Raw genomic sequence first — 24299 nt, forward strand, 5'->3', positions numbered from 1 at the left:
ATTCAGAAATCCCGTCACACTGTCGTCAAAATGAACAAATGTTGCAACTATCGTTCATCCTTTTTGCCACTTCTGTACTCTGTTCAATTATATTAGTTAGGAAAGCAGATTATTTTAAAAAATCCTGCATATCCTATACCTTTTTAATACACTGAAAATCAATAATTACTAAACGACTATCCTATATGACTCCTTCTGTTCATTTTGTTCATTTGTTAAAAACCGAAATCCAAACGTTCATTCCTTTACGTATTTATTCATTTCAATCAGGGTCCCAACATACCATAGTCCTAATCCATTAATTGTATGCCCTTATGATCGATCTGTCCTACGACTTTATTATTACATTACAGTCGGAAGTTTTGCGGCAGTTTGGCGTCGAGAATCTGCAACCCAATCAATGCAAGCAGCTCACGCAGGCCATTATGAACCACACGGGAAAACTCGTCAGTGAAACTACCCTCAAAAGGGTATTCGGTTTCGCCGTCACCCAACACAGCTTTTCCCGCTACACCCTCAACTCCCTCGCACAGTATTGCCGCTTCCGCGATTGGGATGATTTCCAGGCGCAGTACTACAAAAAGCAATTCCGCCAACCCGTACAGGATGATTCGAAATGGGAAGACGTGCGCCGCAAAGCCAGCGCCATCTCCCACTACACCATCCTTACCCTTCGCAACCGCTGCGGCATGCCATTCGAAAAAACCATCCCGCGGCAGTACTGCCTCCATCATATCGAAAAATTCCTCGAATCCAAATATTCCGCCACCGTCCTCATCGCACCCGCAGGATGGGGCAAATCCATTTCCCTCATCCATGCCGCCGAACATAACTGGTTCGGCCGTAACCCCGCATCCCCGCAGGATATCTGCTGGTTCATCAACGCCCACGCCGCAGGCAGCCTCCTCCTCAAAGGCTTCAACCTCTCCTCCTGGCTCGATAACCAACTCAACCTCGGCAACGGCGAAAACTTCCGCGAATACTTCTCCGCTCACCCGGAAGAACGATCCGGAAGGCTCATCCTCATCATTGACGGATTCGACGAAATCGCCATGAGCGCCGACAAACTGAAACTCCTGTATAATAAACTGGAAGATTTCATCTACTCCAACGACCTCCACCCCTGGGTGAAAGTCATCCTCTCCATCCGCTCCAGCACCTGGGGCGAAGTTTTCCATCAAACCCAGCAGTACCCCGCGTTCCGTAAATTCTGGTACCTCGGCCCGGAAATGGATGAAGAGACCAATGTCAATATGCCCGCGCTCACCGAGCAGGAAGTCAAATCCGTACTCTATAATTTCGAATTCGATCCCGCCACCGTCCGCCTCTTCTCCGATCATTTCATCCAACGCCTCCGCCATCCGTATTACCTCCAGCTCTTCTGCCAGCTGAGCAATACGCCCGACCAGGCGTTCGTGGACGAAAACCTCAGCCTTTTCGAAATCATTTCCCGGTTCGTCCAGCACCGCGTTTTCCAATCCCCCGCCAATTCCTTCAAAATGCAGCTCATCGAAAAGCTGCTGGGATTGCTGGATATGGGGAGAGCTGGTTTATATACCGATAAAAGCAGCCTGCTCAACCAAAACGCCGACTATTTCCCGGCGTATAAAGAGTTGCTGGCCGATAATATATTAGTGGAGGAAAACCTCAGCCAGGAAATCATGTTCAACGTGAAAGTGCGCTTCGCGCATAATTTCCTGCTGGAATACTTTACGGCCATGCATTACGTGAACCACCACGGCCAAACCGTTTCCGCTCCTTTGCTGGAGCAAGTGCTGGCCGGCTTCCCACAGAGCCCGTTCCGTATAGCCGTGTTCAAATGGTTACTGCGCTACGCCATCACACGCAGCCTGGCCGATGGTATCCGGGAATTCTTCCGCCTGCCGCTGGCCACCAGCGAGAAAGCGCACCTGCTGGAGTATGTTGTGCTGCATTACCAACAGGAAGGCACGCACCAGGAACAGTTATCCACGATCTTCCCGCCGGGATATTTCCGCAAAAACCCCTTCGGCCAGTTCATCGCCGACGATTTCATGCATTTCAAAAAGCGGAAAGTGTTGAATACCCTGCTGAATATGGCCGAATCGGCGGACGACAAGCTGAAGATCCGGTGCAACCTCTTCGTGATGGCGCTGATGCAACTGGATGCGGAACAGTGCGAGATCGAGCTTACCAATATCCGCAAGCTCTGCGCGGGCGAACCCGCGGGGGATATGTGGATCACCCCTTACGAAGCGTTCCTCTTTATATATGAATACCTGAAATTCGGGCAAACGAACGCGGAAATGCGTGAAAAGCTCTACCACTACGCCTCCTGCTGGAATTTCAAGCATCAGAAATCATTCACAACGGGTGAAGAAGCCGTTTACCGCGCCTTATGCTTCATCTTCCTGCTGCTGGGAGATTACCACCAGCTGTTGCTGTTCACCAGCCGCCTGTTCGAGCAACATCCCAGCATCCTGTTCAACCGCACCGACCCTTTCCGCCTCATGACGCTCTGCTGGAAGGCCCAGGCCCACCTCAGCACAGGAGACATCCAGCCCGCAAGGCGCATCAGCTGCCATGTCGACAGTGTACTGAAACATTATCCTGCCGAATTCTACAACGGCAAACACCTCGAAACGTTGCAAAAAATCGTCGCCGCGCAAATCCACCTGCACGACCAGGAGTTCAATAAAGCCATCCGCGCAGCCGAATCCGCGATGGAAATGGCACATAAACTGGATTTTAAAATATTTGCCCTGTTGAATTACAGCATCCTGGACCGGATTTACCACCATCTCAAAATGGACAAACAGAAAAAAGACGCACAACAAAAAATGATCGTGATCCGCCAGAGCACCACGTTTATACAAACCCTGCCCGGATTGGTGGAACATTAACAGTCGAGCTGCCGGAATTGGCATAATTTTGCGGTAATATCCGGCAATGCCTATTGATCAGAGCAAATACACGACAATTCAGCACTTCCTCCTGAACCTGCTGAGCCTGTTGACCATCCTGCCCCTGGCCCCTTACATCAACCGGTTCATGCCCGTGATCCAGTTGGGCCCGTGGCACGTGGATCTGTTCGTATCCATCCTGATCTCCTTCCTCTTCACCCGGCTCCTCCTTTGGATTTTCCGCCCCCTCATCATCCCGGCCTTCGTACTCGTGGCAGGTATCCTCATTTTCAACCAGCTCACCGGCAGGTATTCCTTTACGAACGTGCTGAACGACTACCAGGGCGTGGTGCAGGGCAACTGGGGCACCCGTGACAGCAAGCAGCTCGACATCCTCAGCTTCTACCCCCGCAAGGTGGAAACCTACGTCGATAAAACCGTCCGCGGCATCCGGGAGAAAACCGACTACAAAGACCCCATCGTCCGCAACTTTTCTGTTAAACATTCACTGGAATATTATGACGAATACTTCCCCAAGTACGGTCGCATCGTCCGGTATCTTTCGCTATACCGGTATATTCGCGAGAACTTCAAATACGTGAACGACTCCCAGCGCGACGAATACTTCGCCACCCCCATGGAAACCATCCAGAACGGCATGGGCGGCGATTGCGACGATCATAGCATCCTCATGGCCTCCTGCCTGGAATCCATCGGGGCCAGGATGCGTATCGTACTCATCCGCGGACATGCCTACCCGGAGCTCTACTGCGGTAACAAAGAGGAGTTCGAGACCATGAAACAGGCAATTATCCTGCTATTCAACAATCCGCCCGTTAAAGTGTTATATTATCATGAAATGAACGGCGAATATTGGATAAATATGGATTATACCGCCAGAAACCCCGGCGGGCGCTACCTCAACGATAAGGTCTACGCCCTGATAGAAATGTAACCATTAACTCATATTAAATTATTTTTAATCATGAAAGCAAACATCGGCATCGGAGAAAACCACCTGCAGGCAGTAGCTGAAAAATTACAGGTATTATTGGCGGATGAACAAGTCCTTTATACCAAAACCCGGAATTACCATTGGAACGTTGTAGGCGATAATTTCGCGGAAATGCATGCCTTCTACGAAGGGCAATACAACGAACTGGCTGAAATCGTGGACGAAGTGGCGGAGCGTATCCGCATGATCGGCCATTACAGCTCCGGCCGCCTCGTGGATTTCCTCAAGCTCACCAACCTCCTCGAACCGGAATATACCAACGTGCAGTCCCAACAGATCAAAAACCTGCTCGACGACCACGAAACCATCATCCGCAATCTCCGCGAGCTGATCACGGAATTCTCGGACAAGCAAAAAGACCTCGGCACCAGCGATTTCGTGACCGGCCTCATGCGCCAGCACGAGAAAATGGCCTGGATGCTCCGGTCCTACATCACCAAATAGCGCGACTTCGTTATCATAAGCAAAAGAAAAGCCGGTCAACATGCAGTTGGCCGGCTTTCTGTTTTATGCTTGCTTGCCAGGGTTACTGTTTGTAAATGATGATCTCCACCCGCCGGTTGCGCCGCCGGCCTTCCGGCGTGTCGTTCTGATGGGCGGGCCTTTTCTCCCCTTCCCCGGAAACGGTAAGGATGTGGTCGCCCAGGCCTTTCTTCCGGAGATATGCCGCCAGCGACTCCGCGCGGCGGAGCGAGAGCTCGAGGTTGTATTCGTCGGCCCCGGCATTGTCGGTATGCCCGATCAGCGCCAGGGTAGTACCTTCGGCGCGGGGGATTTTGTCGACCAGTGTATCCAGCGCGGAGAAGAGTGCCGGGTTGAGTTCGTGGCGGTCGAATTTGAAAAGCACGTCAGGGATGATAAGGGTATCGGGGGGCGGAGGCGTCACAGCAACTGCCACCGGCATTTCCGGCGGGACGGAAATGCCCGCCGGGCAAACTTCTATCCCCACAAAGTTATTCCTGACTTTTGCGCCGGGCGAGGCAGCGTCGTAACGGGGCGTGGCGGATTGCAGGGTAACGACTTTAACATCCCGGGGACTAAAGGTAAAATCCTTGACGAATACTTCGCGGACGTCGTTTGCCTCATTGGCCGACCGCGTGGAATCGAAGCGCTGGGAGGCCGGGTCAAAGAAATAACCGGTGATCCGCAGCTCGTATCCGCCGGGCTGGTAACGCTGAACGAGCGAATCGATGCGCGAGGCCGACAAGGGATAGCGGGAACGGCCAACGGCGGTGAAGATATCGGTGTTGGGGATTTCGACATCCACGCAGCCTTTAGCCCGGGAATTACCGGCATTTGTCAGTTGGTGGTTGACGGGGTGCCCGGGAAGCGTGTGGCGCAGCCGGCGGCGGGCGATTGAATCGATGACGGATGCCGCCTCGGGGCAGAGGTCCGCCGGTTCCACCGGCGCCAGCTCCACGTAATCGAGGAAAATGAACTCCGGCCCGCCCGAGGCCCGGGACTGCCGCAGTTCCATGCGGCCTGCCAACAGGTGCGTGTAATCGTCTTCCGCCGTGAAAACCGCTTCCATGCGGTAGAAATTCTTTTCAAGGGGCTTCGCGATTTGTGCTTTGCGCAGGGTAATGGTGGGTTTGAGATCATTCAGGACATGTGCATTTTCCCGGAAAACATAATCCTTCGACAGGTAGAAATCCACTTCCGGCTCCAGCCGCTGCGTGGCGCCGATGATCGTCATGATCCGGTACTGTTTCCCTTTTTGCAAGGGGCAGAGCAGGCGCGTTTGCACATAGTTGCGCTCGTCGCGGATGCTCCCGCTCACAAGACTTACATATTGATGCCCTGCTTTATTCTTATAGGTATGGTAATTATACGCCATTTTCAGCGCGGGCGACACGTTTTCCCAGCCTACCGGCGCGCAGGGCGCGTAATATTCGATACAGACATTGACATCCTCGAAACTGGGGTTGGCCAGCAGGTTCTGCGCGTGGGCAGCCGGGGGAAGCAGCAGCATCCCGGTCATAAGGTGGAACAGGGCAGGTAATCGCATTTTTACCACGATGGGATTCTTATAAACTGAAAATCATGATAAATATTATCCGCATATGAAGATATGACACAAACGTGTGATCCTGACCGAATCTTAAGATTTCCCTAACATGCCATGACCGTACCTTTGTATCCTACAAACATTACCCGGCCATTTTACGTTAAACCTACTGCAATACACGTGTAACCCTATCTGATTATTCATCTTTAAATTTTACATGATGGAACAGTTATTTTCCGGAAAAGTGGCATTGGTAACCGGCGCAGGCTCCGGCATTGGGGAGGCGACGGCGCTTTTATACGCCACGCAGGGCGCTAAAGTAATCGTATCGGATATTAACGAGGAACACGGCAACGGCGTGGTCGACAAGATCCGCCAAAGCGGTGGCGACGCGCAGTTTGTTGCCTGCGACGTCAGCAAGCCGGAAGCTTGTGAGCAGCTGGTGAACGAAACCCTCCGGCACTATGGCCGCCTGGATTATGCCTGCAACAACGCCGGCATCGGCGGGGAAGCTAATCCTGTCGGGGACATGAGCGTGAAAGGTTGGGACACCGTGATTGCCGTGAACCTTTCCAGCGTATTCTATTGCATGAAATACCAGCTGCCCGCCATTTTAAAAAGCGGCGGCGGGGCGATCGTCAACATGGCGTCGATCCTCGGGCAGGTGGGCTTCCCGCATTCGGCCGGATACGTGGCCGCCAAACACGGCGTGGTGGGGCTGACCCAGAATGCCGCGGCGGAATACTCGGCCCAGGGCGTTCGTGTAAATGCCGTAGGCCCCGGTTTCATCGATACGCCGCTGCTCAAGCAAATGGATAAAGCCACCAAAGACATGCTCGTTTCCAAACATCCCATCGGCCGACTCGGCAAAGCGGAAGAAGTAGCCGAAGTCGTGATCTGGCTGAGTTCCGACAAGGCATCCTTCGTTACCGGCGCCTACTACGCGGTAGACGGAGCGTACCTGGCCGTATAAACTTATCAGGACAGTGCAGGACAGCCGCGGGTTTGCGGCTGTCTTTTTGTATGCTTACCGCCCATCTCCCCCATTCCCCGCTCCTCCATTATCCGGCATCCTATTTAAACGTTTGGCGCCGGGAAAACGTCTATCACATAGAACGAACTACGTTTTCCCACGCCGGAAAAGCGCATTACCATTTATCCCGTAAATCCTGCACAGGTGTAAAACACCCGTCGGGCGGTGCGGGGATGCGTATTTTTCGGCATCAACCTATAGACGCAATAACTTAGATGAGAATCAAGCGAATCAGCGGCAGAGGAGCCTTTGTGGCTATCCTTTGCTGGCTAGGATGTATGTTTGTCCAATCGGAAGCCTACGCACAGCAGCCCCCATCAAATAAGGATTCGGAAACCGGCGCCATCAGTGGAAAAGTGCAGCAGACCGGCAACAAAGAACCGATCCCCTTTGCCACCATCGCCCTGCTGAACGAAGATGACTCCACCGTTATCAACGGCGTTGCCGCCGATGAGAAAGGTACGTTCATCCTCAAACCCGTGCCCTATGGAAGCTACCTCCTGCGCGTGGCCACCATGGGTTTCACTCCGTCATTCTTCAAAGTAAAGCTCAATAACGAACGCCCGCAGTGGGACCTCGGCACCGTGGTCCTCGAAACCGGCGCCCGCAGCCTTAAAGAAGTGGAAGTGGTGGGGCAGAAGAAAATGTTCACCATGAACAAGGATTCCATCATCTTCACGCCCGACGAAAACTTCCTGCCCGGCGGCACCGGCATGGAACTGCTCGAATATGTGCCCGGCGTTACCATCGACGCCAATAACAACATCACGATGGAAGGTAAAGACCAGGTGCGGTTTTACGTCGACAACAAACCCGTTGCCCACACCGGCATGGACGCCAACAGTTACCTCAACAACCTGCCCTCTTTCATGATCGAAAGGATCGAAGTGCTGAAAGTACCGCCAGACGCGGTAGACGCTGAACAGGCGCTCGTGGAAGGCAGGACCAATATCCGTTACATCAACATCATTACCCGGAAGATCCAGTTCCGCGGCTATTCCGCCGCAATAACCGCCGGAGTCGACAGCCGCCGCAACCTCAACGCCAAGATGCGGTTCAACATGAACCTCGCACCTTTCCAGATCACCTATTTCAACAACGGGCAATACAACTCGGATTCGAGTTATTTGCAACGTACCTATTTCCCGAAAACCGTTGGCGGCGACAGCTCTTTCCTCGAACAGAAAAATTTCCGCACGTCTTACAATTTCAACCACAACCTCAACACCCGCTACGAAAGGAAATTCACCGATAAGGAATACCTCCGCGGCGCGGTTACCCTCGGCTGGACCGGCGACGGCAGCAACAACGAAAACAATTCCATCAACAGCAACGGCGCCCACAAGCCTACCATGATCAAAAACCAGGACAGCGAGAACCGCAGGAATGGCTACAGGGCTGTTACCGACTGGAACTACTTCAAAGAATATGAGCAGCGCGATAAAAAACTGGAGGCAGGGTTCAACTTCACCAAAGCCGGCGCCAAGGGGAGCGGTTACAATGATTACCTGTATCCGTTGACCGACGACACTTCGCTCCAGCGCAACGACAACCGCAACGGCAGTTATAATATGCGTACCAACATCCACTTCCGGCAGCCCCTGGGCGACGGGAAGTATTACGACCTCAGCGGTTCGGCCAATATCAGCGGCTCGGCCAATGAGAACATCGCGCAGCGCAAAAATGTGGCGGATAAAGAACTGCTCGCCGCGCCCAGGCTCAGCACGGATTACACTTCTTTCAACCAGAACTACGCCGTTAACGCCACCACCGGGAAAAACAATCCCAAACTGGGGTACAGCGTAACGGGGCGTTTCGTGTATACCGGGTCAAAATCCCGCGAAACGTTTGCCGGCAACCAGTTCAACAACGAAACGTATGAAGTGCGCAGCTCCGCCGGCGTGAATTACAGTCCCTGGAAAGACCATCGCGCCAACCTGCGCTTCAACCCGGGCATCCAGTTCTTCAACCAGATGGCGCTGCTGGACTCCCTGCGAAGCCACGTACCGTTCAAATACACCAACTTCGCGCCGGGTGTGAATTTCAACTACGACTACAAGCAGCAGCAGCTGTCATTCAGCTATTCCCGCAATATGGACAGGCCTTCGCCCGATCAGCTAAACCCCTTCGTGAACACGACCGACAGCTTCAATATCCGTACCGGCAACCCGAACCTGCGCCCTGCGTTCACGAAAGACTACCGCGCGGAGTACAGCATCCAGGTGAAATCGCATTCGCTGAAAGTGGGGGTGGAAAAGCAGGATGCGGATGATATCATTTCCCGGTACACCCGTGTGGAATACATCAACGATACTACCATCATCAATACCAGCACCTTCGTGAACCTGGCCAGCAGGCGCGACAACAACGCGTACATCACGCTGACGTCCCACTTCTTCCGCGCCACCAACAACAACAAAGGCGCGATACAACTGAACATCAATGCCGGCCTGCGATACTACGATACCCAAACCGATGGCGGGGAAGACGGACAGGGCGCCGTGAGTGATAAATTCGCGCATGTTTCCGGGTGGACGAGCCACCTCAACACCTGGGCGAGCTACCGTATCCGGGTGTTCAACGTTTCCGTGAACTTCCGCTACAACGGCCCCCGGTACTATGCCCAGGGCAAGCAGGAAGCGCGTTTCGGAAGCGGGTTGAAAGGACAGGTAAACCTCTTCCAGCGGAAACTGAACGTAGCGTTCTCCGCTGAAAACATTTTTGGTTCGAGTGTGCGGAATTCGTACGAGCTCACGAAAGATTACGAGCAACGTTCCAATAACCGCCGCAACGTGCGCTACCTCAGCCTTAACCTCACATACAACATCCGCAAGTTCAACAAGCTGGGCAAAAAAGGCCCGAAAGAGTTTGAACTGGGGACCGAAGAGGAAGAAGGCGGGCAGCAACATCGCCGCCGGTAAACCTTTATAAAAATACCGAAGCGCCGGTCCGTTTGCACATACAAACTGGCCGGCGCTTCTGCTTTAAATAAACTTTCTTTTATAGTACCATCCTGGATTTGAGCTCCAGGTATTTATTTACGACGTTAACGGTCAGGTGTTCCGGGGCGGTGAGGAGGCTCATGATGCCCGCCTGCGCCAGTTCCCGGACAATCTGCTTTTTCTCGTGCGCGAATTTCTGGGCGATCACCTGCATGTAAATATCTTCCGTTTCTTCCATTCTCTTTTCGTTCAGTTCGCGCAGTTCCGTGTTTTCGAAGAACACCACCAGCAGCATGTGGTACCTGGCGATTTGCTTCAGGTAGGGCAGTTGCCGTTGCAAACCGGAAAGTGATTCGAAGTTGGTGAACAGGATGAGGAAAGAACGCTGCGACAGGGACGACCGCAGATGGACGCCGAGGCGTTCGTAGTCGGTTTCCATCCAGTCGGTGGTTTGGGCATAGAGCTGGTCGAGGATTTTATTGAGCTGGACTTTCTTGTTGCTGGCGGGCAGCACCTCCGTTTGTTTGCCGGTAAAGGTGATGAGCCCGGATTTATCGCCTTTCTGCATGGCCACGTTGCTGAAAACGAGCGTGGCGTTGATGGCGTAGTCGAGCAGGGTGAGGCCGCCGAAAGGCATTTTCATGGCGCGGCCTTTGTCGATCACGCAATATACGAGCTGGGACCGTTCTTCGGTGTAGTTGTTGACCATGAGGTTGCCCCTCCGCGCGGTGGCTTTCCAGTTGAGGGTGCGCACATCGTCGCCGCGGATGTATTCCTTGATATGATCGAATTCCATGCTGTGGCCGATGATGCGGCGGCGGTGCACGCCAAGCTCGTTCAGTTTATGCTTGATGGAAAAGAGTTCGTAGTTGCGCAGTTGCAGGAAAGAAGGGAATACTTTCACCGTTTGCGCGACGGGCATCGTAAAACGGCGGCATACCAGGCCGAAGGGGCTCCAGGCGTACACATGCAGGTTCCCGAAAGCATATTCTCCCCTTTCTACCGGCCGCAGCGTGAAGCGGACACTTTCTTCCCCCCGGCTTTCAGCCTGAGCGGCAGGGTAAAGTCGCGCCGCTGGAATTGCACGGGCAACTCGTCCATTACCTCGCAACGCACCGGGAAGCCGTACTTGCTGCGCACGTTGTATTGCACGGGGTTTTCGTCGCCGTTGCTGAATCTTTCCGCCACCACCCTTTCGGCCTCCATGGCCTTTCCGGGAAGGTACATCACGAGCAGGTCGAGGAGGATCAGCGCGCCCCATACGATGAACCCGATAATGCCGGCGGTGAATGCAACCGGGAAGAAAAAACCGGTGACGAAGACCAGCACAAGCACGCCCAGCGCCATGTACAGGCGGTTACGAAAAAAAGCGACTGGTAAAAACGGATCAGCATGTTATCTGGGTACTTCTACGGCTTTGAGAATTTCCGCGATCACTTCGTCGGGCGTGATGCCTTCCATTTCGCGTTCGGGCGTGAGGATGATACGGTGGCGCAACACGTGCGGCAGGATGTACACCACATCGTCGGGCGTCACGAAATCGCGGTGGTTCATTACGGCCACGGCTTTGGCGCAGTTCATCACCGCTACCGACGCGCGCGGCGATGCGCCGAGGTATATGCCCGGGTTGTTGCGCGTTTCGTTCACCAGCGTGGCCACGTATTGCAGGAGCTTTTCTTCCATGAGGATGGTGCGCACTTTCTGCTGCAACCGGATGATGGTGGAAGCGCTCACCACGGGCCGCACCTGCTCCACCGCCGTATGATCGCCGCCGCGGGCGTTGGCGGCCTGCAGGATGGCGACTTCGTCTTCCAGCGAGGGATACTTCACTTCCACTTTGAACAGGAAACGGTCGAGCTGGGCTTCCGGCAGGCGGTAAGTGCCTTCCTGCTCGATGGGGTTCTGTGTGGCGATCACCATGAAAGGCGCGTCGAGGAGGTGGGTAACGCCGTCGTTGGTGATCTGGCGTTCTTCCATCACTTCAAACAACGCCGCCTGCGTTTTGGCCGGGGCGCGGTTGATTTCGTCGATCAGGATAACATTCCCGAATATCGGGCCTTTCTTGTATTCGAATTCTTTGCTTTGCGGGTTGAAGATGGAAGTTCCCAGCACGTCGGCCGGCATGAGGTCCGGGGTGAACTGGATGCGGGAGAACTTTGCGTCGATGGTGCCGGCGAGGAGTTTGGCCGCGAGGGTTTTGGCCACGCCCGGCACGCCTTCCACCAGCATATGCCCGTTGGCCAGCAGCCCCGTCATCAGCAGGTCCACCATCTGGTGCTGCCCTACGATTACTTTCGCGATCTCATTACGGATGGCTCCTACGGCTTCGTGGAGATCCGCCAGGTCGGTACGCGGCTCAAAGGTGTTGATATCCATTATTTCGTTTTTTGGTAGAATTGATAGATGCTGTTGTAAAAGGTATGCAAATATTCGTCATCCACATCCCCCCCGAGCCTTACTTCCACCACCATTTGCATCATTCCTTCGATAAACTCCCGGGGGTGGCCGGATTTGCGGGCCAGGCCGCTGATAAATTCGGCGTTGATCTGTGCGGTGTTGAGGAAATAATGCTGGCGGATGTATTCGAGCAGGTGCTGGGCCATCTTCTGGGCCAGGTTGGTGTTGTTGTGATGCAGGTAGTACAGCCGCCCGAGGGTTTCCGCGAAGTCGATGGAATTGTTGCGGAGCACGGGCATGGCCGGGATGATGCGCTGCCTGCGCTTGCTTTCGCTGAAAATATACAGCGCCACCAGCAGCAGGGCCAGCCAGAGCGCCCACCGCAGCGGAGGATGCTTCAGCATCACCTGCATGTCGGAGAAATTGTCGGACGTGCGCCGGACCTTCTGGTACTTGTAAAACTCATCCCAATACACGTGGTCGGCGTGCATCCGCAGGTAGGCCATCTGCCACGTGAGCGACTGCACATTATCGTTTTCCAGCAACCAGGAATTGGTCCAGGTCATGGGATTGAGTAAAACGAACAGCTGCCCGTCGCCGTGTTGTATGCGGAAAAAGTTGGGTTGATGCTTCGCGTTGTTGCCCAGCACGGTGATCACCGCGGAGTCGCTGTCTTCCAGCACGAGGTGGCTGTTCATGGGAATCCCTTTCCCCGAAAAAACCGTGTCCGGCGAAAAGGCGGGGTTCACGAAGCGTTGCACGGCGGATGCGGGTAGGATTTCCCAGGTGGATTCCGTCGTGGAAAAACCGAAAGTGTTTTCGAGGAGGGAATCGGTGCTTTCCACGGCCAGGAACAACTGGTTGCCGGCGGCAACGAATGCCGACATATCCACCGCGTCCTGTTCCGTTATGTAAAGCCGCGAGGCCACTGCGATGTACACCGAATTACTGCCTTCCAGGCTTTTCGTTTTACGATAGGTGTGCGTGAAAGGCCGTGTGGTGAGGCGCGGTGCGCGTCCGTTGAAATATTTGTCCAGCAGTGAGAAGGCGGCTTTTCCGCCGTAGGGGGACGTGTTCTTGTTGCCGTAATGCACTGCAGTACGCAGGTAACGCGGATCCACGCCCTGTTGCGAAGCAGGCGCCACCCTGTGGCTGATGCCCATCAGCAACAACAGGAAAAGTACCACAACCGCCGCGGCCAAGCCTATGATGATAATGCGTTTAGTCACTGCGTTATTGGGATAAGGATTTTTTAAAATCGTCGAAAGATTCGTTCACGCGCCAGAATTGCGCCTCGCTCAGGGGCATCTTTCCATACCACACATATTCGTACTGCAAGGTGATCACGGAAAATGCCGCGTGATAAGTGGTGCGGCCCAGTTCGCGGAGGTAATCCATATTCGTCTTGTCTTTCGACCGGGCGATCAGCCCCCTTTTTTCCAGGAGCTGCAAAGTATGCAGATACCGCAAACGCACCGCCTCCCGTAGCTGGCCGGCGTTGCGCGCGGCGAGCGCCAGTGCCTCCAGGTCGGATGCCGGTACAGCTTCCTCCGCCTGGATGTGCTGCTTCACTTTCCGCGAGCGCCACCTGAAAACAGGGATATCGTTCTTATTCATGAACAATACGATCGAAACAATCAACAATAAACCAAATGCGATAAACATGAGGTTCCGGATGCCGAAGAGGTGTTGCGACGCCCATCCCCCGATCGCCCGTATCCATCCCGGTGTTTTGGAATTGGAAGGCTTGTAGGGCGGATATTTGAATTCTTCCGCGCCACGCAGCTTCGCCATGGCGGCGGAATCCGGGTGCCGGGGCGTCAGGCGCATCTGCGCGCTTTCGTCGAACCCGTCGATCGGCTGCCGGTCGTACAGCGAATGTTCGATATAGCCGTAACGCATCCGGTCTTCCTGCGACATATCTTCCAGTTCCTCTTCTGTCATTGTCATCGCCGAGGTGTCGATATCCGATTCGGACATGTCCATGGTTTCGACGGGGATATTATCCGCGTCGGCCGAGTCGAGCATCCGGAAGCCGGAGGTATCCGCCGCCCGGGGCTCCTGCTGGGCGAAAGCGTTGACACCGGCTGCCAGCAGCAGGAACAGCAGTGCGGTCTTCAACATCTTCATGCGGCGGCGGGTTTAATCAGTTTGCTGTCCATATCGAGGCGATAACCCATTTTTTCCACACGGATGGGGTACCAAATGAAATACCAGATCATAAATGCCGCAGACAGTGCGAGGATCGTAACGCTGATTACTATCGGCATTTCGGTGTGGCGCGTCACGAAGCTTTCGAGGAATGCGGCCACGATGAAAATGGGGATCAGGGCGGCGATGATCTTCACACCTTCGAGCGCGCCGCGCTTCAGCGATTCCTTCCGGGAAAAGGTGCCGGGGAACAACAGGCTGTTGCCCAATATCACGCCGGCGCTCCCCGCGATCACGATAGACGAGATCTCCAGCGTGCCGTGAATCCAGATCACCAGCACCGATTTCAATCCCAGCCCTTTCGCGAAAAACATATACTGGAACGATCCCAGCATAATGCCGTTTTTAAACAGCACCCAAAGCGTGCCTGCCGAGAAAGCGATCCCGCTCACGAAGCAATACATCGATACGCGTATATTGTTATACCCGATCCGCAGCCACATCATCCAGGGGTTTTCGTCTTTGTAAACGCCGAAAGGATCGCCTTTCGCGATGTTTTCCTCCGTCATGTTCACATAATCGTCGCCCAGCACGCCGCGCACGAAGGAATCGTCGTTGGCGGCGGAAAAGGCCCCGAGTATGCAGAACAGCAGGAAATAGCAGAAAGTAAACAGGAAAATACGGTGATGTTTACGGATGAGCAGCGGCAGCTGGTACCGGAAAAAGTTGCGGAAACGGTGCTTGTCGCCCTGGTGGTCGCGGTAAATGCGTTGAAAGATGCCTGCGGCCATGCCGTTGATATAACCGGTCACTTTGCTGTGGGCATAGAACGTTTTGGCGTAAGCAAGATCGTCGACGAGGGAGGTGAACCGCTCGGCCATCACATCCGGGTCTTCGGTGGGTTCTTCCCGGATGGTGGTCCACCGTCGAAGGTTACGTTTAATGAATGAAGATTCTCTCATGCGGTACCGGAGATAAAAAATAACGAAGTGAAAATATAATAAATTTTAAATTTGATCATGCCTAATATTAAAATCCCTACCGTATTCAATATTGACCTGGAGTTCGAAGCGGCGGACCTGGGCAGGCGGCTCGTGGCTTACCTGCTCGACCTGCTGATCCGGGGGGCATATATCCTGTTGGCGCTGTATCTCATCAAAAAGGCGAATGTACCTTTCGATAGCGAGAACATGATCGAAATGGTGGTGGTGGCATTACCGGTTTCGCTGTACTACCTGATTTCGGAACTGGTGATGAAAGGGCAAAGCCTGGGCAAGCGGATCATGGATATTAAAGTGGTGAGCCTGATGGGGAACGGGCCGAGCATCAGCCAGGTTTTACTCCGCTGGATGTTCCGGCTGATCGAATCGCCCTTGCTGACGATGCTGCTGATCGGCGCGATTCTCTCCGAAACCTCGCCTTTAACGGCACTGATCGTCTTGGTAATTGGGATGATCCCGGTGATCATGGTCCTGCGCTCGCCCCTGAACCAGCGGCTGGGCGATATGGCGGCGGGCACCATCCTGGTGCGCACGCGCCAGCGGCATAGCCTGGAGGACACGATCTTCCGGGAGATCGCGGTGGAGAATTACGAACCCCAATTCCCGCAGATCCTCCGCCTTTCCGACCGCGACCTGGGCAAGATAAAATCCGTGATCGACGGCACCCATCGAACCAAAGACCTCGTCATGGCTGAGCGCATTTCCTTCAAAATCAAGGAGGTACTGCATATAGAGTCGGACTTGCCGGCGCTGGAGTTCCTCGAAACCCTGCTCAACGACTACAATTACCTCGTTACACGCAAATAAGTTTGTTTAAAACAGGGAAGGCCGGGCGCATGCATGTGCCCGGCCTTCCCTGTTTTCTTCAGCCATCCTTCTACCATCCTTCAGTCATCCTTTAAGCAAACACCCTCAAACCCAAGCCCCTGCTGAACACCCTTATAGGATCATTGAAGGATGTCAGTAGCATGTCAGCAGTTTTGCAAAACGGCTGTTAGGCGTAAGTGATTGATTTCAAACATTATTGGTGAAATTGCCCGTCGATGTACACGCCGCCGGCATTTCCGTCAGCATCGATCAGGGTGAAGTTGGCGCGGTACCCGGAGCGGATGGCGCCGATATCGGTATAGCCCATGAGTTTCGCCGGGTACACCGTGGCCATGCGCACCGCTTCCTCGAACGTCAACCCCGCATGCTGCACGCAATTGCGGACCCCTTCCACCAGGGAGATCGCCGAGCCCGACAGGGTGCCGTCCGGCAATGCGAAGCGGTCCTGCTGCCGGATATGCGGATAGGCGCCTTCGCTTTTCTCTACCGCGTCGGTGATGAGGAATAATCTTTCCCCCATTACTTTTTTACTGATCGCCAGTGTTTCATAACTCACATGGATGCCATCGGGGATGATGCTGGCGAAGGCATGCGATTGATAAACGGCACCCGGCAAGCCCACATCGCGGTGATGGAAAGGGCTCATGGCGTTGAATAGATGCGTGGCCGTCTGGATACCGGCGTTGAATCCGGCCATGCCTTCCGCGAAAGTGGCATTGCTGTGCCCCGCGGAGATCACCACGCCGTTGTCGAGCAACAGTTGTATCACATCCGGCGAAGCCAGTTCCGGGGCCAGCGTCATCATCTTCACCGTTCCCTTCGCGCGTTTGAGGAGCGCTTCCACTTCTTTGAGCGCCGGTTTGCGGATGCAATCCAGGATGTGGGCGCCGCGCTTTACGGGATTAATGTACGGCCCCTCTAGATGAAGACCCAGCACGGCGGGATGCGGGTTATCGTGCACGATGTCCATCGCCGCCTCGAACACTTCCAGCCGGTTGGTGGCCAGCGTGATGAGAAAGCCCGTAGTGCCCGATTTCAGCAGCCCCGCGGCCATTTGGTATAAAGCAGCGGAGGAGGGAGCGTCTGAAAACAAGACGCCGCCTCCTCCGTAGATCTGCAGATCCAGCAAGCCCGGCACGATCGTCATCCCGGGATGATGGATGATATAATAGTCTGATGGTATGCTGTTTTCGCTTACAAGTCCCAGGATTCGCCCGTTGTCCAAAAGAATGGCCTCGCCTGTAATCATGTCTTTGCCGGTAAAAATCCGGGCTTGCGTAAGCGCCAGCATCATATGTGGTTTCGTTTAGTTTTGCCAGAGAGGATTCTGACTGAGCACGAACCCTCTGTCGGAGAATATTTTGATCTGATCCGCGGGGATCGGAGTCAAATATACGCGCTCGTTGTCAAAAATCCTGTCTGCCGCCGGGGAATTGGACGGAATGATGTAACCTTCATCCGGGCCGGTCAGGTGAATGTTCACCAGCCAGGAGCCGCCCGACCCATCGGTCCGCACCCAATCCGCCCGCCTGATCCAGGCGCCACGGTTGATATTGGGACGATTGCGGGTATCGGCATATGCCAGTTTTTTCCAGCGGCGGAGATCGTCGAGGCGGAAACCTTCGAAACTCAACTCCACCCGGCGCTCCCTGCGGATTTCCCAGATCATGGCCGGCACCTGCGGATCGCGCGCGGGATCGTCGTACGCAACCCCGTTTACCGCTGGGTTTCCACCCAGCACCTCCAGCGGCGGCAGCGGCTCTTCATTTCCCACCGGCCGCGACCGCAGTTTATTGATCGATTTATCCAGATCGGGCTGGGACAGTGTTCCCAGTTCCGCGCAGGCTTCTGCATAATTCACCATCACTTCCCCCAGCCTGATCACCGGTGCGTCCGTTTCGTTCAGGCTTCCTCCGCCGCTTGGCAAAGCGGCGACGGATTCGTTGAGGAATTTATGGTGGGCATAGCCGGAAGATGACGGCGCGTAATTGTTGAAACGGCCTTTCGAACCGGTAGGGCGCAAAGCGGGCGCCACGGTGTGCCGGAGCCGGGGATCACGGTCGGTGAGCACCGCCGCCATCGTGGTATCGCCCTGGTAAAGCGGCGACAATCCGATGGGCAGCCCGTCGTTGCAGAGGTAGGTTTCTACCAGGTCTTTAGACGGGCCCACCTGCGGGTCGGTATTCACGTAACTCATGGTGGAATGCGTCAGCAAACCGGTCACATAACTGCGGTACATGATGATCTCCTTATTCGAAGCGAGGTCCAGCGCGTTGAAGGATTCCCGGTAGTTATGCGAGAAACTGAATCCGCCTTTGGTGATCACTTCATTCGCCGCCCATTTGGCCGCTTCCAGGTATTTTTTAGATTTATCGGCATTTCCGCCGTGGTACTTCTGCCAGGTGCCTTCAAACAGCATGATCCGCGACATATACGCCAGCGCTACCCATTTGGTCACGTTCAGGCCTTTGGCGCCATCCAGCTCACGGATGTTGGCGGCGGCGAATTCCAGGTCTTCCTGCAGATGGTCCATCACCACGGTGCGGGCGTCACGGGGCTTGAACAGCTCGGATTCCTCGACGATGTCGAGCGGACGGTCATACCATTGCACATCGCCATAATCGTTCACCAGGGAATAGTAAGCCATGGCGCGGAAAAGCCGGGCTACGCCTCTCCAATGGTTTTTGGCCTCCGGCTGCAACATTTCCATTTTTTCCACCCGCGCCAGCATCAGGTTCGCGTCGCGCACCCGCACGAACGACCAGTTCGACGAAGTGGTGGGGATCTGTTTGGCGAACTGACCCGGGGTTTCCGGAGAAAAATCATCATTCAGCCCCTGGCCGAGATAAGTATACGGGCCGTAGGAAAACCCGGAGCCGTATCCGGTGAAAAACACGGGATAAAACCGGTAGGCGAACGCGCGGACGTTTTCCTCCGAGCTCCAGTAAGTTTCATCGGTGAGTTGGTCGAGCGGCATCCGGGTGAGGAAATCCTTCCCACACCCGCCAACCATGATCGCCGCCAATACGAGTGTTAATATCTTGATTTTCATATCCTGTCAGATTTGATCGATTAGAAAGTGATTTGCAGGCCTACGGAATATTCTGCGCGGTAAGGATATACGCGGGCAAAGGAGTTCCGGTCCGATTGTTCGGGCAGATAGTCAATTTCGGGATCGATAGGAATGTTTAACCGGTCGAAGGTGAGCAGGTTTTCGCCTGCAACGTAAATCCTGGCGTTTTTGAATTTCGCGCGGCTCACGAGGTGCTGCGGCAAGGTGTACCCGAGCGTCAGGTTTTTGAGGCGTAGGTAAGACATGTTCAGCAGGTATTTCGTTTGCCGGTAAAAGTTCTTGTTGCTCTCCGCCTGGTCATGGTAAGTGGGGCGGGGATAGAAGGCGTCCGTATTGCTGGGCGACCAGTAATCGATCTGGTGGGTATACCACGCTTCCGTTTCCCTGAAGCCAGGAATCGCTACGGGCCCTGAAGCCCAGAGGTCGCGCTTGGCCACGCCCTGCCAGAAAACGCTCAGGTCGATTCCTTTCCAATCGCCCCCTAGCCGCAGGCTGTACTGATAGCGCGGCGTGGAATTGCCGATGATGCGGAGATCGCCGTGATCGTCGAGGGTTTCATTGCCGAACGTCACTTTTCCGTCGCCGTTGAGGTCTCTGTACTTGATATCGCCGGGGCCGTACCGGAACCAACCGCTGCCGCGGGTGAGGGCCGTTTGGTCGGGGATGCCCGACTTCGGCACATACACGCCGCCGCTTTGCGTAAAGTCGCCTTCCTGGAACATGCGATCTGTTTCATAACCCCAGATCTCGCCGAGGTTGCGGCCTTCGTAGTTACCGTAAATGTTCCGGGTGGCGCTCACGAATTTGGTCAGCACTTCGCTGAAATCCGTTACGGCGCCCACCACGTTGATGTTCAGCCCATTGTCGAACCGGTGGTTATAATCCACCGCCAATTCCCAGCCCTTCGTCGTCAGTTCCCCGTAATTCAGCACCGGTGCGCCCGTCCCCAATGTCGACGGCACGCCCACGGTGGTGGTGATCATGTCTGAAGTTACGCGGCTATACCAATCGAACGTAACGCCTAACCGGTTGTCGAGGAATCGGGCTTCCGCGCCGAAGTCGAGGGTGGTAACGGTTTCCCAGGTCAGGGATTTGGAAACGAGACCGGGAGAAGTGAAGGTCAGCATGTTGTTGGCGCCGATGATCCAGTTGCTGTTGGCGGAATTCATCACCGACAGGAAGCGGTAACCACCGAGGTTCTGGTTACCCACCTGTCCCCAGGAACCTCTCACTTTGAAGAAGTTCAACGCGGGCTGGAGCGAACGCATGAAAGGTTCTTCCGTCAGTACATATCCCGCCGAAACGGAGGGGAAAAACGCCCATTTATCATTCTCCGGGAACCAGGACGAGCCGTTGTAGCGGCCGTTGATTTCCAGCAGGTATTTGTTTTTGTAATCGTAGTTCGCCCGCGCAAAATAACCGTTGGTGGCCCAATGCCCCGCATCACTGCCTACGAACTGATCGCCCAGCGCCAGGCCGATCTCCCCGAAATTGGGATCAATGAGCTTTCTTCTTTCCGAAGAATGAAAACCGCTGGTATACTGGTCGATGTCGGTACCCGCGAGGAATTTGAGGTGATGCACATCGTTGAGATCCAGCGTATATGTCGCGAAAACGCGGCCGGAATGCATGGTGTTATAGCTCGAGCGGTCTCGCACCATATCGAAGTTCGCGCCCTGGAAGTCTTCCGAATAATTCAGGTTACCTGCCCAGAAGTTGATCCCGCGCAGTTTGCCGCCTACCTGGTGCAGGCGCGTGTTGGTGGTGGAATAGGTGTAATCCACATCTACCGTCAGGTTCCGGACTGGGCGGAGCGTGGCGCCGATCTGCATCCGGTTGAAGTTCGAACGGTTGCGATCCATCTGGCTTTGCTCCATTTCCATGATGATGCTCCGCATGGGCTGGCCGTTGTACGTACCATAGGGATAAGTAGGCGGCCAGCGGTAGAGGTAGTACCATGGGCCGTATGTAGCGGCGGAATAAGAGAACGGTGTGGTCAGGTTAGATTGGGAGAACATCATCTTGCCCCGCACATCCATCCAGTCGGTAACGGTGGAGTTGAGGTTGAGCGTGGCATTGTACCGGTCGAAGCGGTCATTCTTCACTTTCAGGAGCCCGGTTTGATTGAGATACCCCAGGCTCAGGTGGTACACCGTCTTTTCGCCACCGCCAGAAAATGCGACGTCGTGCTTCTGCTGGAAGGAGGCTTTTTTCATCCAGCGGTCGGCGGCGTTCCAGGTACGGTAGGGATAGAAGGCCCCGCCCCGCACTTCGAAGTCGCGGCCCGCCACCAATTCGTCGCCCAGGTCTTTGCCTGCGTATTGCTGTTCCCATTCCCTGATCTTGCGGATGCTCGTGGTATCGTAGGTCATGCCCAGCACGCCGAAAGATACCAGGTCAGGATTCTGGGAGGTACGCCGGCGGGTTTCCATTGCCGTTTGCACCCAGTCGGTGCCGTTCATGACTTCGGGCAGCGAGAGGGGTTTGGACCAGGAGAAGTTATTGCTGTAATCGATTTTGGAAGGAGCGCCTTTCTTGCCGCTTTTGGTGGTGATGAGGATCACGCCCCACGCAGCGCGGGAGCCGTAGATGGCGGTCGACGCGGCGTCTTTCAGCACGGAAATGTTGGCGATGTCTTGCGGGTTCACCATTTGGAGGCTGGGCACTTCCACGTTATCGACGAGGATGAGGGGTTGGGTACCAACGCCGTTGTTGTTAAGGGAGCCGGTCATCCCGCGCAGGCGGATGTTGGGGTTGCGGCCGAGGTCGCCGCTGGACGTGGTGATGGTAAGCCCGGGAACGGCTCCCTGGAGGCCGCGCCCTACGTCGGTGATGGGCCTTGCTTCGAGCGTGCGCTTAACATCAACGGTGCTCACGGCGCCGGTGAGGTTCCCTTTCCGCTGGGTGCCGTAACCTACGATCACAACGTCTTCCAGCTTACGGTTGTCCGCCGCCATTATGATCGACAGCGGGGCGTTGCCGGACACGATGTGTTCCTGTTGCACGGATCCTACGGAGGAGAAAACGATCATTTCCCCTTTGGCGGCCTGGAGTACGAATTGCCCGTTGCCGTCGGAGTACACACCGCGGGTGGTTCCTTTCACGCGGATGGACACGCCGGGCAGGGCGAGCCCTGCTTCATCCACGATCTTCCCGCGGACGGGCTGCAGCGAGTCCGCCACGGCGGGAGCCGCCGGTTGGGGAGCAGGAGCGCCTTCGGGCTGGGGAACGATCATGATGGTATTTTCAGAATACCTGTATTCCAACCCGGTTTGGGTGAGCAGCGAGTTCAGCGTGGCGCTCACGCTGCGGGTACCCATGGGCATAAATACCCGCTGGTGCCGCAGCACTTTTTCCGTAGCAAACGCTACCCTGAACCCCGAAAGCCTTTCCAGCTGCACCAGCGCCTTCTCCAGCGTGATGTTGGTAGCCTCCATGGTGATCTTCTTCTCATCCAGCGCCTGGCCTTTGAGCGGAGAGGCCACCAGCAAATGGAGGCCCATAACCATGAAGAGTAACAGAGACAGACTAAATCTCATAACAAAACGCATTTGCGTGGAATAAACTGCTTTGTACAGTAACGGCAACAGCCGACCATTAGCAAAAACCGCTGATTTTTGCATAACTTGCATTAGTTTAAAATGATGAAGAATCAGCCCTTACAGGCTGTTTACGTTTTAGACCTTCCCCTCCCGACCTGCCACAGTACGGAGGGGTTTTTCGTTAATGGCGCAGGCACGGTTGCCTCGTCATGATCCGATTCATGTTGCGTGATTTTGGTTACCGATCGATGATAAGCTATCTAATTCCGATTTATTCTGAAGCGGCGCCCTCTTCGTTTGGACAGCCTTCTCCACTGATGATGATTGTTTCGCCTTGCCGGGTATAGGTCGCGTTGCGCACCGTGCACAAAACAAACAACACCTGGTCGAGTGTTTCCGTGCCTTCAAAAGTGGCGCGTATCCTGCATTTGCGCAATGCATCGTTGGCGAATGCTATTTTTACCTGGTATTGTTCTCCAATTTGTTGCGCGATGTCTTCGAATGGTACGGAATGGAAGTCCATTCCTTTTTTCAGCCAGGCGATATTCTCTTCTGCTTTTACCGGGCGGGTTTCCACGACCGCGGCGTCGTTTTCATATACGATCTGCTGGTCTTCTCCCAGGATGCCCAGCAATTTGTTGCCTGCCTGCTCTTCGATCTTCACTTTCCCGCTGCTGACCGTCACCGTAACATGTTCCTGTCCCGGATAGGCTTTGATAGAGAAGGCGGTCCCCAGCACGGTGGTTACCAATTTCCCGGAACGGATCCGGAACGGTTTGCCGGGTTGCTCGCGCACATCGAAATACCCCTCGCCCGTGAGCGTTACGATCCGCTCGCTACCGCTGAACGTCGCGGGATACAGGAGCGTGCTGCCTTCCCGCAGCACCACGGTACTGCTGTCGGGCAACAGGATGAAACGCTTGCTGCCGGGCGCTGCCGGCACTTCCGTTAACACCGGCCCCGAAGTAGCCGGACTGGCAGACGGGCGGCTCATCCACAAAACAGCACCGATGCCCGCAACGGGAACAATCACGGCCGCGGCCTTCCACCAGTTGCGCCAGCCTTTGTCGCCACGAAACAGCCGTTCCTTGCGACGCTGCATCTCGCGGAAATCCTGCATCAGCTCACGCGTGAGCACCGCATCCGCTTCCCACGAAGCGTCCGCCGCATGGGGGTGCCGGAAACTTTCGTACCATGCCTCCAATGCTTCCCGCTCCTCCGGCGTACAGGTGCCGGATGCGTATTTCTCCAATAAATGCCTGATGTCTGTCACACCCATAGTCGTGATTTGATGCGTCGGTTACCGTATAAGACAAACAATAAAACACCTGCCGTTATCCGCTTTAAAAAAATATTTTTCCGGGGTTTCACTTTGTATTTAGCGCTTATTTTTACTTACATTTATCTTAAGAACAACGACCAGAATC

Annotated in this window: 17 protein-coding genes; 6 read left to right on the forward strand and 11 right to left on the reverse strand. The window is 54.8% G+C overall.

Features of this window, described 5'->3' with window-relative positions:
- Positions 1-314 precede the first annotated feature (314 nt).
- The 3 genes from WJU16_RS12130 to WJU16_RS12140 are packed head-to-tail and all read left to right on the forward strand — an operon-like array spanning position 315 to position 4341.
- On the forward strand, positions 315-2882 hold the full coding sequence (locus WJU16_RS12130; RefSeq protein WP_341838569.1) for a hypothetical protein: 2568 nt from the start codon (positions 315-317) through the stop codon (positions 2880-2882).
- A 46-nt stretch (positions 2883-2928) separates the two neighbouring features.
- Positions 2929-3837 carry a transglutaminase-like domain-containing protein gene (locus WJU16_RS12135; RefSeq protein WP_341838570.1) on the forward strand — a complete coding sequence of 303 codons (909 nt, stop codon included), beginning with the start codon at positions 2929-2931 and terminating at the stop codon, positions 3835-3837.
- Between the two features lie 30 nt (positions 3838-3867).
- Positions 3868-4341: a DNA starvation/stationary phase protection protein gene (locus tag WJU16_RS12140; protein ID WP_341838571.1), complete on the forward strand. Its 474-nt coding sequence runs from the start codon at positions 3868-3870 to the stop codon at positions 4339-4341.
- Between the two features lie 82 nt (positions 4342-4423).
- Here WJU16_RS12140 and WJU16_RS12145 read toward each other — a convergent pair whose 3' ends face one another.
- The gene (locus WJU16_RS12145) at positions 4424-5905 is read right to left on the reverse strand and encodes an OmpA family protein (RefSeq protein ID WP_341838572.1); all 1482 of its coding nucleotides are present in this window, start codon (positions 5903-5905) and stop codon (positions 4424-4426) included.
- A 217-nt stretch (positions 5906-6122) separates the two neighbouring features.
- Between WJU16_RS12145 and WJU16_RS12150 the strand changes: the two genes are divergently transcribed.
- On the forward strand, positions 6123-6878 hold the full coding sequence (locus WJU16_RS12150) for an SDR family oxidoreductase (RefSeq protein ID WP_341838573.1): 756 nt from the start codon (positions 6123-6125) through the stop codon (positions 6876-6878).
- A gap of 338 nt (positions 6879-7216) precedes the next feature.
- Entirely contained in the window at positions 7217-9859 is a 2643-nt protein-coding gene (locus WJU16_RS12155) for a TonB-dependent receptor (RefSeq protein WP_341838574.1), read from the forward strand.
- A gap of 79 nt (positions 9860-9938) precedes the next feature.
- Here WJU16_RS12155 and WJU16_RS12160 read toward each other — a convergent pair whose 3' ends face one another.
- From WJU16_RS12160 to WJU16_RS12185, 6 genes are read right to left on the reverse strand one after another with little or no spacing between them, the layout of a single operon-like run.
- Complete coding sequence (locus WJU16_RS12160; RefSeq protein ID WP_341838575.1) at positions 9939-10847, reverse strand: DUF58 domain-containing protein; 909 nt, start codon at positions 10845-10847, stop codon at positions 9939-9941.
- Between the two features lie 32 nt (positions 10848-10879).
- Positions 10880-11227 carry a hypothetical protein gene (locus WJU16_RS12165; protein ID WP_341838576.1) on the reverse strand — a complete coding sequence of 116 codons (348 nt, stop codon included), beginning with the start codon at positions 11225-11227 and terminating at the stop codon, positions 10880-10882.
- 48 nt (positions 11228-11275) lie between these two features.
- Positions 11276-12256 (reverse strand): MoxR family ATPase, encoded by a 981-nt coding sequence (locus WJU16_RS12170; RefSeq protein WP_341838577.1) that lies wholly within the window; start codon positions 12254-12256, stop codon positions 11276-11278.
- Positions 12256-13506, reverse strand: coding sequence for a DUF4350 domain-containing protein (locus WJU16_RS12175; RefSeq protein ID WP_341838578.1), 1251 nt, complete (start codon positions 13504-13506; stop codon positions 12256-12258). The genes WJU16_RS12170 and WJU16_RS12175 overlap by 1 nt, the downstream gene beginning before the upstream one ends.
- Positions 13507-13510: 4 nt before the next feature.
- Positions 13511-14407 (reverse strand): DUF4129 domain-containing protein, encoded by an 897-nt coding sequence (locus tag WJU16_RS12180; RefSeq protein WP_341838579.1) that lies wholly within the window; start codon positions 14405-14407, stop codon positions 13511-13513.
- Positions 14404-15390, reverse strand: a complete 987-nt coding sequence (locus WJU16_RS12185; RefSeq protein ID WP_341838580.1) for a stage II sporulation protein M — start codon at positions 15388-15390, stop codon at positions 14404-14406. The genes WJU16_RS12180 and WJU16_RS12185 overlap by 4 nt, the downstream gene beginning before the upstream one ends.
- Before the next feature lie 57 nt (positions 15391-15447).
- Between WJU16_RS12185 and WJU16_RS12190 the strand changes: the two genes are divergently transcribed.
- Positions 15448-16236, forward strand: a complete 789-nt coding sequence (locus WJU16_RS12190) for an RDD family protein (protein WP_341838581.1) — start codon at positions 15448-15450, stop codon at positions 16234-16236.
- A gap of 214 nt (positions 16237-16450) precedes the next feature.
- Here the strand turns inward: WJU16_RS12190 and nagA are convergent, their stop codons facing one another.
- From nagA to WJU16_RS12210, 4 genes are all read right to left on the reverse strand, one after another.
- Entirely contained in the window at positions 16451-17551 is a 1101-nt protein-coding gene (gene nagA / locus WJU16_RS12195) for an N-acetylglucosamine-6-phosphate deacetylase (RefSeq protein WP_341838582.1), read from the reverse strand.
- A gap of 12 nt (positions 17552-17563) precedes the next feature.
- Entirely contained in the window at positions 17564-19309 is a 1746-nt protein-coding gene (locus WJU16_RS12200) for a RagB/SusD family nutrient uptake outer membrane protein (RefSeq protein ID WP_341838583.1), read from the reverse strand.
- A 20-nt stretch (positions 19310-19329) separates the two neighbouring features.
- Positions 19330-22869, reverse strand: coding sequence for a TonB-dependent receptor (locus tag WJU16_RS12205; RefSeq protein WP_341838584.1), 3540 nt, complete (start codon positions 22867-22869; stop codon positions 19330-19332).
- A 274-nt stretch (positions 22870-23143) separates the two neighbouring features.
- Positions 23144-24151, reverse strand: a complete 1008-nt coding sequence (locus tag WJU16_RS12210; RefSeq protein WP_341838585.1) for a FecR domain-containing protein — start codon at positions 24149-24151, stop codon at positions 23144-23146.
- Between the last annotated feature and the right edge of the window lie 148 nt (positions 24152-24299).

Source organism: Chitinophaga pollutisoli, assembly GCF_038396755.1.
Taxonomy (GTDB): Bacteria; Bacteroidota; Bacteroidia; order Chitinophagales; family Chitinophagaceae; genus Chitinophaga; species Chitinophaga pollutisoli.